We start from the raw sequence: 12,797 nt of genomic DNA on the forward strand, positions 1-12,797 counted from the left end.
CCAAGAACCAGGTCAAGGAGTTACCAGTCCCATGGATGCTGTGACCCAGGTCCCCGCGCCGGTCAACGAGCCGGTCCACTCGTACGCCCCCGGCACCCCGGAGCGCGCGCGTCTCGAAACGCAGCTCAAGCAGCTGTCCGAGAACCCGATCGACCTGCCGATGACGATCAACGGCGTCAAGCGCATGGGCGGGGGCGAGCGCTTCGAGGTGGTCCAGCCGCACGACCACAAGTCCGTGCTCGGCACCTACGCCAACGCCACCCAGGCCGACGCCCAGGAGGCCGTCGACGCCGCCCTGGCCGCCGCCCCGGCCTGGCGCTCGATGTCCTTCGACGACCGCGCCGCGATCATCCTGCGGGCCGCCGAGCTGCTGTCCGGCCCGTGGCGCGAGAAGCTGGCCGCCTCCACCATGCTGGGCCAGTCGAAGACCGCGCAGCAGGCCGAGATCGACACCCCGTGCGAGCTCGTCGACTTCTGGCGCTTCAACGTCCACTTCGCCCGCCAGATCCTGGCCGAGCAGCCGGTCGCGAACTCCGCCGGCGTGTGGAACCGCAGCGACCACCGCCCGCTCGAGGGCTTCGTCTACGCGATCACGCCGTTCAACTTCACGGCCATCGCCGGCAACCTGCCGACCGCCCCGGCCCTGATGGGCAACGTGGTCGTCTGGAAGCCGTCCCCGACGCAGACCCACTCCGCGGTCCTCCTGATGGAGCTCCTGGAGGAGGCCGGCCTGCCGAAGGGCGTCATCAACCTGGTGACGGGCGACGGCATCGCCGTGTCCGAGGTGGCCCTGAACCACCCCGAGCTGGCCGGCATCCACTTCACCGGTTCGACCAAGACCTTCCAGTACCTGTGGAAGACGGTCGGCAACAACATCGAGAAGTACAAGTCCTACCCGCGCCTGGTCGGCGAGACCGGCGGCAAGGACTTCGTCGTCGCGCACCCGTCCGCGGACCGCGCCGTCCTGAAGACCGCCCTGACGCGCGGCTCCTTCGAATTCCAGGGCCAGAAGTGCTCGGCGTCCTCGCGCGCCTACGTTCCGGCCTCGATCTGGAACGACGGCTTCAAGGAGGCCTTCGCGGCCGAGGTCGACGGCATCACCATGGGTGACGTCCGCGACCTGACCAACTTCATCGGCGCCGTCATCGACGAGCGCTCGTTCGCGAAGAACAAGGCCGCGATCGACCGGGCCAAGGCCGACCCGACCTGCACGATCATCGCGGGCGGCACGTACGACGACTCGGAGGGCTACTTCGTCCGCCCGACCGTCATCGCGTGCACCGACCCGGAGAACGAGGTCTTCACGACCGAGTACTTCGGCCCGATCCTGGCGGTCCACGTCTACGAGGACGCCGACTTCGACGCGATGCTGGCCCAGATGGAGTCCGTCTCGGCGTACGCGCTGACCGGCTCGATCATCGCCGCCGACCGCTACGCGGCCGCGGACGCGATGGAGAAGCTCCGCTTCGCGGCGGGCAACTTCTACATCAACGACAAGTCGACCGGCGCCGTCGTCGGCCAGCAGCCCTTCGGCGGCGGCCGTGCCTCGGGTACGAACGACAAGGCGGGCGCGGCGAGCAACCTGCAGCGCTGGACCTCGACGCGCTCCATCAAGGAGACCCTGGTCGCGCCGACGGACTACGCGTACCCGCACATGGGCTGATCCCGCCCCACTGACCCCGCCCCCGTTCCGGTACCCCCAAGTCCGGATCGGGGGCGGTTCCAGTTGCGCCCGACGCGGTCTAGGGGATCAGGACCACCTTGCCGAGGTTGCGCCGCTCCTCGATCAGCCGGTGCGCACGGGCCGCCTCGGCGAGCGGGATCTCCCCGTGCACGGCGGGGCGCAGCGAGCCGTCCGCGTACGCCTCCCACAGCTCGCGCCGCCAGCCCTCGTACACCTCGGGCCGGCCCTGCGCGACGGCCCGGATCTGGAAGCCGATCACCGAGGCGCCGCGCACGAGCAGCTCGTACGCCTCCACCGTGCCGCCGCCGGAGCTGTAGGCCACCAGCCGCCCGCCCGTGGCCAGGGCCCGCACGGCGGGGCCGAGCAGCGCGCCGCCGACTCCGTCGAGGACCACGTCGTACGGCTCGCCCCAGGCGGCGGGGTCTTCGTACAGCACGACCTCGTCGGCGCCGAGGCTCCGGACGAAGCCGGCCTTGTCCGGGCTGGACACGGCGGCGACCAGCCGGGCCGCCCCGTCGGCCCGGGCCAGCTGGAGTGCGAGGCTGCCGACCCCGCTCGCGGCGGCCGTGACCAGTACGGACTCCCCGGGCCGGATCTGCCCGGCCGCCACGGCGCCGCGGGCCACGAGCCCGCTGCGCACGAGCGCGACGGCGTCCACGGAGCCGACCCCGTCGGGGACGGCGGAGGCGAACGGGGCCGCGAGGAGGGCGTACTCGGCGTACCCGTGGCCGAAGCACAGCCCGGTGACCCGGTCCCCGACGGCGAAGCCCGTCACCCCCTCGCCGAGCGCGGCGACGGTCCCCGCGACCTCCCCGCCGAGCGGTATGGCCCCGCCGCCCTCCCGTACCTTGCGCACGACGGGCAGGGTGACCCCGACGGCCTCGACCGCGACGAGCAACTCCCCGGCGCCGGGGACGGGCACGGCCACGTCCTCGGCGAACAGCACCTCGGGGCCGCCGTTGACGTCGAAGCGGATGCGGAGCACAGGACCTCCCGGACCGGTCAGATTCGTTGGGGATCCCAACGATATATGAGATCGTGGGGAATCCCAATGAATTGCTAGGCTGGTCCCATGACGTCGGCCCTCGCACACATCCAGGCCCTGCCGAGCTGGCTCGTCGGCCGGGTCGCGGCGCGCGGCCGCAGCCTGGTCGCCGAAGCGCTCGCTGCGGAGGGGCTGAAGCTCGCGCACCACGCGGTGCTGGCGGCGACCGCCGAGTACGGCCCGGTGGCCCAGGCGGACCTCGGCCGCCGGCTCGGCATCGACCCCAAGGACCTGGTGGGCCTCCTCAACCACCTGGAAGGCGACGGCCTCGTCCTGCGCGCCCCGAACCCGGCGGACCGCCGCAAGAACGCGATCACCCTCACCCCGGCGGGCACGGCCACCCTCACCCGCTGCGCATCCCTGGCCGAATCGGCGAACGCCGAATTCCTGTCCCCGCTGACCCCGGCGGAGCGCAGCACCCTGATGGCCTTGCTGAACCGGGTCCACGAGGCCTCGTAGACCCGTCGGGCAAGTCCCGCCGGCCTGGCTGACCGCCTCGGTGGTGGCCGCTGCCCGGGGCGTCAGATCTCGACCAGGACCTGGTCCAGGGATTTGCGGATCAGGTCCGGGACCTCGCAGTCGTCCGCCGGGTAGCCGACCGGGATGACGGCGAAGGCCTTCTCGTTCTCCGGGCGGTGCAGGACGTGCGAGAGGAAGCGCATCGGGCTCGGGGTGTGGATCAGGGCCGCGAGGCCGCCGAGGTGGAGGGCGGTCAGGAGCATGCCGACCGCGATGCCGACCGACTCGTCGACGTAGTAGTGCTTGCGCTTCGTGCCGTCCGGGCCGAGCCAGTGGCGCTGCTGGAAGACGACGATCAGGGCGGGGGCATCGGTGAGGTGGGTCTTGACCGCGTCCGTGCCGAGGGGGCGCAGGGCGGCGAGCCATTCGTCGCCGAGGCGGCCGTCGTAGGAGATCAGCTCCTCCTGCTCGGCGGCGTCGCGGATCTGCCGTCGCACGGCCGGGTCCTTGACCAGGACGAAGGTCCACGGCTGCTGGTGGGCCCCCGACGGCGCGGTCGCGGCGCACGCGATGGCATCCCGGACGACCTGCTCCGGGACGGGGTCGGGGGAGAACCGGCGGACCGTCCGCCGCTCGTCCATGCGCGCCCGCAATTCCGCGGAGCGCGCGAGCGATTCCCCGCTCGGCATCCGCTCGGGCCGGTAGGCGACGGGGCGATACGGCTCGCCGTGGGTCGGGGTCCACTGCTGGGTCTCGGGCGACATGGACAGATCTTCACGCGGGGAACCGCGGGGGGCCAGCGCCCCGTCATGACCGATTGTCCGTTGTGTACTGACAGGGGGGCTATGGGAATGGCGACCACCGGTCGATTCCCGGCGCGGGACGGCTGTTTCGGCGCGCCGGACCCGGAGGGCCTCGGGCGGGCCGTGCCGAGGGCCGCGGTCCGCGCCGACCTGCGGATCCCCCTCGACGGCATCGAGCACCGGGAGTTGCGGGACGCCTGGTGGGGCACTCCGGGTTTCGGAACCCCCGCGTATTTCCGGCCTTTCCCGGACCGCTTCCCGGACCGCGTGGCCGCCGTCGCCCGTGCGATCGCCGAGGCGGGCGTTGATACGGTCCGGGCATGAGCATCGCGCTGCGGCATACCTCCCAGATCGGGGACGACGGGCTCCGCGAGCTGCGGGAGTTGCTCGACCGGGCCTTCGGCGGGGACTTCGGCGACGAGGACTTCGAGCACGCGCTCGGCGGCATGCACGTGCTCGTGCGCGAGGACGGGGAGCTCGTCGCACACGGGAGCGTGGTGCAGCGGCGCGTACTGCACCGGGGGCGGGCCCTGCGGACCGGATACGTCGAGGCCGTGGCCGTACGGGCGGACCGGCGCCGGCGCGGTCTCGGCGGTCAGGTCATGGCCGGGCTCGAGGGCGTCATCGAGCGGGCCTACGTACTCGGGGCCCTGTCGGCCTCCGACGAGGGGGCCCGGCTGTACGCGGGACGGGGGTGGGCCGTGTGGGGCGGGCAGATCGGGGCGCTGTCACCCGCCGGGCCGGTGCGGCTCGCCGAGGAGGAGGGGTCCACGTACGTGTGGCTCCCGCCCGGCGCGGTGTGGGGGGACCCCGCCGGGCGGTTGGACTTCGACTGGCGTGACGGCGACGTGCTGTGAACCGTCGCTCCGGGCGTCAGCCCGAGATGCTCGGCGTGCCCGTCTCGATGTGGCCCGTGTAGCGGCGCGACCAGGTGCCGTCGTTGTCCGCGAGGATCGTGAAGTCGTACCAGCCGTCGTTGTAGGCGACCGCGTTGAAGTAGTCCTCGCGCGAGGAGTTCGCCGGGACGGTGTACGTCCACGGGCCGTCCGAGCGGTAGGCGTTCGAGCGGATCGTGAAGGTGACCGGCGCGGCCGACGTGTTCGTCATCTTGAAGTAGAGCGCCGTCCTGCCCGTGCCCGGCTCCACCGCGAAGCGGGCCGCCACCTCGATCGCCTTGCCCGCCTTCGACGCGTCGCCGATGAAACGGCGCAGGAAGCGGTTGGGCCCGTACATCGAGATGTCGTACTTGCCGGAACCGCTGCCCAGCCCGATGTTGAAGTAGTCCGTCGACGTCGCGCCCGGGTCGACCGTGTACTGCCAGGCCGCCGTGTCCCGGTACTGGTGCGGGTGGATCGAGAAGTGCGCCGGCCGCTTCGCCTGCGCACCCTGGTTGGTCATCGAGAACCACGCCAGGATCTTGCCGGCCGCGCCGAACTCGAAGCGGTCCAGATTGCCGTTCACCTGGTACGGAAGGGCCCGCGCCGGGCGCGTGCCGGCCTCCTGCGCCGGGAGCGCGTTGTCCTGCGGCGCCGGGTTGGGCAGCGGGCCGCAGGTCGACTGGCCGATGACCTTCGCGGTCGAGGGCAGCCCGGACGGCACCCCGTACACCGGGTGCGCGAAGTCGAAGACGCCCGTCAGGTCGCCCACCACCTTGCGGCGCCAGTCGCTGATGTTCGGGCAGGTCGCCGGGGTGCCGAGCGCCGCCGTCCAGGTCTCCATGAAGCGGAGCACCGAGGTGTGGTCGAAGACCTCCGAGCTCACCCAGCCGCCGCGCGTCCACGGGGACATGACCAGCATCGGCACGCGGAAGCCGAGGCCGATCGGGGTGCCGTCGATGTACTCGCCCGGGGTGCCGGGCGGGGCGACCGGCGGCGGGACGTGGTCGAAGAAGCCGTCGTTCTCGTCGTAGTTCAGGAAGAGGACGGTGGAGTCGAAGACCTCGGGGTTCGCGGCGAGCGCCCGGTAGACCAGGTCCACGAAGTGCGCGCCGTCGCCGGGCGGGGCGTACGGGTGCTCCGAGAAGGCCTCGTTCGCGACGACCCAGGAGACCTGGGGCAGGGTGCCCGCGACGACGTCCGCGCGGATGGCGGCCGCGATGTCGTCCGGAGTGGATCCGGTGACCTTCGGGACGGAGCCCATGCCGCGGTCCCACAGCGGGTTGCCGGGCGCCGCGTCCGTGAACTTCTTGAAGTAGGCGAGGCCGTTGTCGCCGTAGTTGTCCTGGGCGTTCTGGTAGACCTTCCAGCTCATGCCCGCCCGCTGCAGGGCCTCCGCATACGTCTCCCAGGTCAGCCCGGACTCGTCGCCGCCGTCCTTGCTGCCCGCGTCGACCTTGCCGCTCCACAGGAAGGTGCGGTTCGGGCCGGTCGCGCTCAGCGTGGAGCAGAAGTACGCGTCGCAGACCGTGTAGTTGTCGGCCAGCCCGTAGTGGAACGGTATGTCGCCCCGGTCCAGGTAGCCGAGGGTGCGGGTGTTGCCGACGCCGGTGACCCAGTTGTCCATGCGGCCCTTGTTCCAGGCGGCGTGCTGCGAGGTCCAGCTGTGCGGGAGGTCACCGTTGCACTGGGCCAGGGTCTCGCCGTCGACGCCGCCCGCCGGCGGGGTGGCGCTGAGCTTCCACGGGTACTGGCGGCCGCCCCAGTTGGGCTGGTTGAACATGCCCCAGCCGCCCGGGATGTTGCCGGCGGCGCGGTCACCGAAGCCGCGGACACCCTTCAGCCTGCCGAAGTAGTGGTCGAAGCTGCGGTTCTCCTGCATGAGGATCACCACGTGCTTCACGTCGGTGATCGTGCCGCCGGCGGTGGCCGCGGCCGCCGACGTCGGCGCGATCGCCGGGAGGGCGGCACCGGCCATCAGCCCGGCGCCGATTCCCACGAAACCTCTGCGGCTGATCGGTGTCACTGGCTACTCGCCTCCAACTCAAGTGCCCCGCTGGCACATTGACGGAAAGAGTGACGGGCGCCGGGTCAAAGGTCTACATCCGTGCGGTAAGAAGTCGGTGAACATCCGGTTGGCTGGATTCAGCCCTCGAGACGGACGAGCATCTTGCCCAGATTGTCCCCGCGGAGCACGCCCAGGAAGGCGTCCACGGTGTGATCGATTCCCTGTACAACGGTGGTGTCCGTGCCGATGCGGCCGCTCTGCAGGTGCGGTACCAGGAAATCCTCCAGCTCGTCCTGCAGATTGGTGTGGTTTCGAACCAATACGCCTTCCAGGCGCAGCGACTTGTGGACGATTTCGAAGAGGTTGCGGGGCGCGGCCGGCGAGCGGTCCCCGTTGTACATCGAGATCCCGCCGACCCAGGCGATCCGCCCGTACTCGCGCAGCACGTCGATCGCGCCCGCCAGGTGGTCCCCGCCCACGTTGTCCACGTACACGTCGATGCCTCCGGGCGCGGCCTTCGCGAGCTGCTCGCCGACCGGCCCGTCGTGGTAGTCGAAGGCCGCGTCGAAGCCGAGCGCGTCGGTGAGGTGGCGGACCTTCGCCGCGGAGCCCGCGCTGCCGATGATCCTGCGGGCCCCGAGCAGCCGCGCGATGTGGCCGGTCGCGGTGCCGACCCCGCCCGCGGCCGCCGAGACGAAGAGGTCCTCGCCCTCCCGCAGGGCCGCGGTCCGGGTGAGGGCGGCGTACGCGGTCAGGCCGGTGCCGCCGAGGATGCTCAGGTACGCCTCCAGCGGGACGCCCTCGTGGCCGCGCAGCTTCCGGGTGCCGTCCACGCCGAGCGTGACGAGGGCGTGCGTACGCCAGCCCTCGCGGTGGAAGACCAGGTCGCCCTCGCGCAGCCCCGGGTCGCGGGAGACGAGCACCCGGCCCACCGCGCGGCCCTCCAGCGGGGTGTTCAGCTCGAAGCCGCCCTCGCCGCCGTCCATCAGCCCGCGGTGGTAGGGGTCCACCGAGAGCAGGAGGTTCTGCACCAGGGCGGTGCCCGGGGCGGGGTAGGGGACCGGGGTCTCGACGTACGCGAAGTCGGCCGGGGAGGGGAAACCGGTCGGGCGGGCGATCAGGTGGACCGCGTGAGCGGTGTGGTTCGTGGTCATGGCGAGGACGTTAGGAAGGAATCACCGGCCCGGGCAGAGGGTTGCGTTCATGGAAGCCGCACATCCATGAACACCGCTCATAGAACGAGGTGAGAGCCACCGTGGCCGAGCTCGCTCCGCACGAACTCCGGGTCCTGGTCGCCGTCGCGGAGACCGGCGGCTTCTCCGCCGCGGCCGTCCGGCTCGGCCTCACCCAGTCGGCCGTGTCGCACTCCGTACGCGGCAGTGAGGCCAAGGTCGGCGCGGTGCTCTTCGAGCGCGGGCGCACCGGCGCCTCGCCCACCCCGGCGGGGGAGCGGGCCGTCGGCCTCGCCCGCCGCATCCTGCGGCTGTACGAGGTCCTCGGCGCGGAGGCGCGCAGCGCCGGCCGGACCGCCCCGGATCGCGACGCGGTGGAGGGGGTGCTGCGCATCGCGGCGTTCCGCAGCGCGGCCCTGCACCTGTTGCCCCCGGCCCTGGAGCGGCTCGCGGCCCGCCACCCCGGCCTCCGCCCCGAGGTCCGGGTGGTGCGCGAGCTCGGCGCCGGCACGGCCGGGGAGGTCGCCGCCGGCCGCGCCGACCTCGGCATCGCCACGCTGAACGCGGCCGGGCCCGTACCGGAGGGCGGCGCCGCGGGTCTGCTGACCGGGGTGCTCCGGGAGGAGGCGTACGCCCTGGTGCACCCGGCCGGACACCCCGCCCCGAAGACGCTGCCCCTGCTGGACTGGGACGAGAACTGCGGCTCGTACACCCGCGACTGGTGGCAGGCCCAGGACTGGATCCCGCGGGCCACGGTCAAGGCGGAGGACGACGGGATGGTGCTGACCATGGTCGGGCGCGGGCTCGGCATGGCGATCCTGCCCGAGCTCTCGCTCCGCGAGGCCACGGACGCCGTGGACATCACCGGACTGGGCGCTTCGGGGCCGGTGAGGCGCGTGGGATACGTCACCACGCCGGAATCCGCCGCCACCCTCGGCGTAAGGGCTCTGATCAGGGAACTTCGCTCCGAGACGTGCTGAATCGGATGCCCGGGAGGGGGTCTTCCGGGCGGTTGCCCGTCTCAGATAGTAGGAAGTCCGAGTAATTGCGGAGACATACAGCGGCACCTGCCCTAGCTTTGTAGAAGCCGAACGTCTCGCCGATCCGGCGAATGGCGGTCGAGAGCGCGCGCCCCTGGCAGGCAACCCCTGCGGCGCACAGCTCCCCGCCTCTTCCGGCGCCTTGAAGGAACCCCTCATCCGTGGCCCCGCCACGCCGTGATCTCAAGGAGTCGATCACCATGACCGCATCCACCGCAGCCCGCCGCGTCCGCCACTCCTCCACGGCCGACGCCGACCGCAAGAACGCCGCCGCAGCCCTCCAGCGCGCCCTCGACCGCCGTGACAACGGCGGCTCGACCGGCCACTGAGCAAGGCCCGGCGCCTCAGACATCTTGCGTCCACATGGTGGACGCAAGATGTCTGAGGGCTGGGACAGGGAGTACGGTTCCGACATGTCGACCAGCATCAATCTCGCAGTGATCCCCGGTGATGGCATCGGCCAGGAAGTCGTGGCTCAGGGCCTCAAGGTCCTTACCGCGGTCCTGCCCCAGGATGTGAAGCTGGAGACCAAGCAGTACGACCTCGGCGCCACGCGCTGGCACCGCACCGGTGAGACCCTCCCGGATGACGAGCTCGAGGCGCTCAAGCACCACGACGCGATCCTGCTGGGCGCCATCGGTGACCCGTCGGTCCCGTCGGGCGTGCTGGAGCGCGGCCTGCTGCTCAAGCTCCGCTTCGCGTTCGACCACTTCATCAACCTGCGCCCGTCGAAGCTCTTCCCGAACACGGCCACCCCGCTCGCCGGCCGTCCGGAGATCGACTTCGTCGTGGTCCGCGAGGGCACCGAAGGCCCCTACACCGGCAACGGCGGCAGCCTGCGCACCGGCACCCCCGCCGAGGTGGCCACCGAGGTCAGCATCAACACCGCGTACGGCGTCGAGCGCGTCGTGCGTGACGCGTACGAGCGGGCCAACTCCCGCCCGCGCAAGAAGCTGACGCTGGTCCACAAGAACAACGTCCTCGTGTACGCGGGCCACATGTGGAAGAACATCTTCGACAAGGTCGGCCAGGAGTACCCCGAGGTCACCACCGACTACCTGCACGTCGACGCCGCGACGATCTTCTTCGTCACGCAGCCCGAGCGCTTCGACGTCATCGTCACGGACAACCTCTTCGGTGACATCCTCACCGACCTCGCCGCCGCCGTGACCGGCGGAATCGGCCTCGCCGCCTCCGGGAACATCAACCCGACCGGCGCCTTCCCGTCCATGTTCGAGCCCGTCCACGGCTCGGCCCCGGACATCGCGGGCACCGGCAAGGCCGACCCGACCGCGACGATCCTGTCCGTCGCCCTCCTGCTGCGCCACCTCGGCCACGAGGCCCAGGCCGTCCGCATCGAGGACGCGGTCACCGCCGACCTCGCGGAGCGCGACGGGACCTTCCGCACCACCGACCAGATCGGCGACGCGCTCGCCGCCCGAGTAGCCGGCTGACCCGGCAGCTCCACCTCAGGAAGCCGCCGGGTCGCGCGCACGACGCACCCGGCGGCTTTTCCTGTGCGGCCCCGGGTGCCACCATCTCCCCTGGGCCGCATTCACCCCGCTTCTCCGAAGGCACCTCGCGCGCGATAATCGAACGCGAGACCGCGGAATGCGGGGAAGCTCGGACGTCCTAGTACGCCGTGAGCGCGGTCCGCCATACACAACCGGTGAAGGACAAGCACTCATGACGACGCCCACGATCGAGCTCAAGCCCTCCTCGAACCCGCTGTCCGATGCGGAGCGCGAGGCGATCCTGGCCAGCCCCGGCTTCGGCCGCCACTTCACCGACCACATGGTGACGATCAAGTGGACCGAGGGCCGCGGCTGGCACGACGCCGAACTGGTCCCGTACGCGCCGCTGTCGATGGACCCGGCGAACATGACCCTGCACTACGCGCAGACGATCTTCGAGGGCCTCAAGGCCTACCGCCAGCCCGACGGCACCGTCGCCAGCTTCCGCCCGCAGGCCAACGCCGAGCGCTTCCAGGCCTCCGCCCGTCGCATGGCGATGCCGGAGCTGCCGGCCGAGCTCTTCATCGAGGCCTGCGACGCGCTCATCAAGCAGGACGCCGCCTGGGTGCCCTCCTCCGGCGAGGCCTCGCTGTACCTGCGGCCGTTCATGTTCGCGTCCGAGGTCGGCCTGGGCGTCCGCCCGGCCAACGAGTTCCTCTTCATGGTCATCGCCTCCCCCGCCGGCGCGTACTTCCCCGGTGGCGTCCAGCCCGTCTCCGTCTGGCTCTCCGAGGAGTACGTCCGCGCCGTCAAGGGCGGTACGGGCGCGGCGAAGACCGGCGGCAACTACGCGGCTTCCCTCGTGGCCCAGGCCCAGGCCGCCGAGCACGGCTGCGACCAGGTGGTCTGGCTCGACGCCGTCGAGCACCGCTGGATCGAGGAGATGGGCGGCATGAACCTGTACTTCGTGTACGGCGACCGCATCGTCACCCCGGAGCTGACCGGCTCGCTCCTGCCGGGCATCACCCGCGACTCCCTCCTCACCATCGCCCGCGACCTCGGCTACACCGCCGAGGAGGGACGTATCTCCACCGAGGACTGGAAGCGCGACAACGAGAACGGCACCCTGACCGAGGTGTTCGCCTGCGGCACCGCCGCCGTCATCACCCCGGTCGGCTCGGTCAAGTCCGAGCGCGCCAACTGGACCCAGGGCGACGGGCAGCCCGGCGAGGTCACCATGAAGCTCCGCAAGGCGCTGCTCGACCTCCAGACCGGCCACACCGCCGACACCCACGGCTGGATGCACCCGCTCGGCTAGTCCGCGGCGAGGCAGTCACGACGAGGTCCCGGCCGGTAGGCCGGGGCCTCGTCGTGTGTCCGGGGCCTGGTCCGCCGGGCGGTGCGGGCAGGGGCTTCGCATCCGGCCGGGCCACCCGTACGGAGGTACGCCGGGAGTGTTCCGCGGGTCGCCGGCCTCCGGCGCGGCGGCCCTTCCGAGGCAGGGCCCGCGGGCCCTGTCGCCCCGCCCGCCGCCCGGTGCGGGCACGTGGGCCGGGTCCGTACGGAGATGCGGTGCACGTACCGGCGTGCGACGTTGATCGCGCCTGCCGATGCGGCGCCGGACACCGGCTCCGCGCGGCGCGGTGCGCCCCCAGCGGCGTGAATCTCTCGTGCGCCGGCCGTCACGGCCGGCGGGAAGGCGGATCCCCATGAAGCGGTTCGTTGCCTCCGGCCTGCTCTGCGCGGCCGCGGTACTCGGCGCCTCGGCATGCTCCAGCGACGACAACGCGACGCCGCAGGAGGCAGCCTCGTCGGCCAGCGCCGCGCTGTGCACCAACCTGGTCCAGTTGAAGTCGGACAATGCCGCGCTCAAGGCGCTGAATCCGGCCACGGCCACCAAGGACCAGCTGCAATCGGCGTACGACGCAGTCCAGGCCGACTGGAAGAAGGTCAAGGAGAACACCTCGGCACTGAAGTCGGCCGAGAAGGACGCCGTGACGTCGGCCGCGGAGAACCTGAAGAAGGCTTACGAGGACCTCCCGGGCGACACCACGGGCAAGGACGCGATCACCCAGCTCCAGCCCCAGATCCAGGCGCTGGACACCGCGGCCACCCAGGCGACGACCGCGAACAACTGCCGTTAGCAGGCGGCGGCGACGGCCACGCGGGCCCCGGGGGGACGTCCCCCCCCCCCCCCCCCCCCACCCTCCCCCCCTGAGCCGGTTCCTGTGGTTTTTCGTCGGTGACAGAGGACGCC

13 protein-coding genes are annotated in these 12,797 nt (G+C 71.6%); 9 read left to right on the forward strand and 4 right to left on the reverse strand.

What is annotated here, in order from left to right; translation table 11 throughout:
• The first annotated feature begins 31 nt into the window (after positions 1-31).
• Positions 32-1,663, forward strand: a complete 1,632-nt coding sequence (gene pruA / locus ACZ5WG_RS03475) for an L-glutamate gamma-semialdehyde dehydrogenase (RefSeq protein WP_468720272.1) — start codon at positions 32-34, stop codon at positions 1,661-1,663.
• Positions 1,664-1,742: 79 nt separating this feature from the next.
• Here pruA and ACZ5WG_RS03480 read toward each other — a convergent pair whose 3' ends face one another.
• Positions 1,743-2,669, reverse strand: coding sequence for a quinone oxidoreductase family protein (locus ACZ5WG_RS03480; RefSeq protein ID WP_468720273.1), 927 nt, complete (start codon positions 2,667-2,669; stop codon positions 1,743-1,745).
• A gap of 87 nt (positions 2,670-2,756) precedes the next feature.
• On the opposite strand from ACZ5WG_RS03480, the gene ACZ5WG_RS03485 reads away from it, so the two are divergent.
• Positions 2,757-3,188 carry a MarR family winged helix-turn-helix transcriptional regulator gene (locus ACZ5WG_RS03485; RefSeq protein WP_468720274.1) on the forward strand — a complete coding sequence of 144 codons (432 nt, stop codon included), beginning with the start codon at positions 2,757-2,759 and terminating at the stop codon, positions 3,186-3,188.
• Between the two features lie 62 nt (positions 3,189-3,250).
• Here the strand turns inward: ACZ5WG_RS03485 and ACZ5WG_RS03490 are convergent, their stop codons facing one another.
• Positions 3,251-3,952 carry a nitroreductase family protein gene (locus tag ACZ5WG_RS03490; protein WP_468720275.1) on the reverse strand — a complete coding sequence of 234 codons (702 nt, stop codon included), beginning with the start codon at positions 3,950-3,952 and terminating at the stop codon, positions 3,251-3,253.
• A gap of 87 nt (positions 3,953-4,039) precedes the next feature.
• Between ACZ5WG_RS03490 and ACZ5WG_RS03495 the strand changes: the two genes are divergently transcribed.
• Together ACZ5WG_RS03495 and ACZ5WG_RS03500 are read left to right on the forward strand one after the other, a co-directional pair.
• Positions 4,040-4,315 carry a hypothetical protein gene (locus ACZ5WG_RS03495; protein ID WP_468720277.1) on the forward strand — a complete coding sequence of 92 codons (276 nt, stop codon included), beginning with the start codon at positions 4,040-4,042 and terminating at the stop codon, positions 4,313-4,315.
• A complete protein-coding gene (locus ACZ5WG_RS03500) occupies positions 4,312-4,848 on the forward strand; it encodes a GNAT family N-acetyltransferase (protein WP_468720278.1) in 537 nt (178 codons plus the stop codon). Before ACZ5WG_RS03495 ends, ACZ5WG_RS03500 begins: the two co-directional genes overlap by 4 nt.
• A 16-nt stretch (positions 4,849-4,864) precedes the next feature.
• On the opposite strand, the gene ACZ5WG_RS03505 is transcribed toward ACZ5WG_RS03500, so the two are convergent.
• Positions 4,865-6,892 (reverse strand): phosphocholine-specific phospholipase C, encoded by a 2,028-nt coding sequence (locus ACZ5WG_RS03505; RefSeq protein WP_468720279.1) that lies wholly within the window; start codon positions 6,890-6,892, stop codon positions 4,865-4,867.
• Positions 6,893-7,011: 119 nt separating this feature from the next.
• Complete coding sequence (locus ACZ5WG_RS03510; protein ID WP_468720281.1) at positions 7,012-8,028, reverse strand: NADP-dependent oxidoreductase; 1,017 nt, start codon at positions 8,026-8,028, stop codon at positions 7,012-7,014.
• Between the two features lie 101 nt (positions 8,029-8,129).
• Between ACZ5WG_RS03510 and ACZ5WG_RS03515 the strand changes: the two genes are divergently transcribed.
• From ACZ5WG_RS03515 to ACZ5WG_RS03535, 5 genes are all read left to right on the forward strand, one after another.
• Positions 8,130-9,026: a LysR family transcriptional regulator gene (locus tag ACZ5WG_RS03515; protein WP_468720282.1), complete on the forward strand. Its 897-nt coding sequence runs from the start codon at positions 8,130-8,132 to the stop codon at positions 9,024-9,026.
• Between the two features lie 260 nt (positions 9,027-9,286).
• Positions 9,287-9,415, forward strand: a complete 129-nt coding sequence (locus ACZ5WG_RS03520) for a hypothetical protein (protein WP_266625109.1) — start codon at positions 9,287-9,289, stop codon at positions 9,413-9,415.
• Positions 9,416-9,499: 84 nt separating this feature from the next.
• Positions 9,500-10,540, forward strand: coding sequence for a 3-isopropylmalate dehydrogenase (locus ACZ5WG_RS03525; RefSeq protein ID WP_365955406.1), 1,041 nt, complete (start codon positions 9,500-9,502; stop codon positions 10,538-10,540).
• Between the two features lie 232 nt (positions 10,541-10,772).
• Positions 10,773-11,858, forward strand: a complete 1,086-nt coding sequence (locus tag ACZ5WG_RS03530) for a branched-chain amino acid aminotransferase (RefSeq protein WP_266663422.1) — start codon at positions 10,773-10,775, stop codon at positions 11,856-11,858.
• A gap of 391 nt (positions 11,859-12,249) precedes the next feature.
• On the forward strand, positions 12,250-12,684 hold the full coding sequence (locus tag ACZ5WG_RS03535) for a hypothetical protein (protein WP_468720283.1): 435 nt from the start codon (positions 12,250-12,252) through the stop codon (positions 12,682-12,684).
• Positions 12,685-12,797 lie beyond the last annotated feature (113 nt).

This window comes from Streptomyces sp. NPDC032745, from assembly GCF_055579465.1.

What these genes read in the sequence shown, in the direction of transcription:
- ACZ5WG_RS03525 (WP_365955406.1), top strand. Translation starts at nt 9,500, where the DNA reads ATGTCGACCAGCATCAATCTCGCAGTGATCCCCGGTGATGGCATCGGC.
- ACZ5WG_RS03490 (WP_468720275.1), bottom strand. Translation starts at nt 3,952, where the DNA reads ATGTCGCCCGAGACCCAGCAGTGGACCCCGACCCACGGCGAGCCGTAT.
- ACZ5WG_RS03510 (WP_468720281.1), bottom strand. Translation starts at nt 8,028, where the DNA reads ATGACCACGAACCACACCGCTCACGCGGTCCACCTGATCGCCCGCCCG.
- ACZ5WG_RS03530 (WP_266663422.1), top strand. Translation starts at nt 10,773, where the DNA reads ATGACGACGCCCACGATCGAGCTCAAGCCCTCCTCGAACCCGCTGTCC.
- ACZ5WG_RS03495 (WP_468720277.1), top strand. Translation starts at nt 4,040, where the DNA reads ATGGCGACCACCGGTCGATTCCCGGCGCGGGACGGCTGTTTCGGCGCG.
- ACZ5WG_RS03500 (WP_468720278.1), top strand. Translation starts at nt 4,312, where the DNA reads ATGAGCATCGCGCTGCGGCATACCTCCCAGATCGGGGACGACGGGCTC.
- ACZ5WG_RS03520 (WP_266625109.1), top strand. Translation starts at nt 9,287, where the DNA reads ATGACCGCATCCACCGCAGCCCGCCGCGTCCGCCACTCCTCCACGGCC.
- pruA (WP_468720272.1), top strand. Translation starts at nt 32, where the DNA reads ATGGATGCTGTGACCCAGGTCCCCGCGCCGGTCAACGAGCCGGTCCAC.
- ACZ5WG_RS03485 (WP_468720274.1), top strand. Translation starts at nt 2,757, where the DNA reads ATGACGTCGGCCCTCGCACACATCCAGGCCCTGCCGAGCTGGCTCGTC.
- ACZ5WG_RS03535 (WP_468720283.1), top strand. Translation starts at nt 12,250, where the DNA reads ATGAAGCGGTTCGTTGCCTCCGGCCTGCTCTGCGCGGCCGCGGTACTC.